Below are 320 nucleotides of genomic sequence, written 5' to 3' on the forward strand. Positions count from 1 at the left end.
CGGCACCCACCTCACGGGCCTGCGCGCCGCCATGACGCGCGTCATCAACAAATACATCACCGACAACGAGATCGCCAAGAAAGCCAAGGTCGACACCTCGGGCGACGACATGCGCGAAGGCTTGACCCTGTCTCTTATACACATCTCCGAGCCCACGAGACATGGCGCCTGATCTCGTATGCCGTCTTCTGCGTGAAAAGTGGGGGGGGGGGGGGGGGGGGGGGGGGGGGGGGGGGGGGGGGGGGGGGGGGGGGGGGGGGGGGGGGGGGGGGGGGGGGGGGGGGGGGGGGGGGGGGGGGGGGGGGGGGGGGGGGGGGGGG

1 pseudogene is annotated in these 320 nt (G+C 74.4%); it reads left to right on the top strand.

Features of this window, described 5'->3' with window-relative positions:
* Nucleotides 1–154 (top strand): annotated as a pseudogene (locus JHD73_RS28470) (hypothetical protein); the annotation flags it as partial.
* Between the last annotated feature and the right edge of the window lie 166 nt (nt 155–320).

The sequence above is a fragment of the Ralstonia sp. ASV6 genome (assembly GCF_016429285.1).
In the GTDB taxonomy this organism is placed as follows: domain Bacteria; phylum Pseudomonadota; class Gammaproteobacteria; order Burkholderiales; family Burkholderiaceae; genus Ralstonia; species Ralstonia flaminis.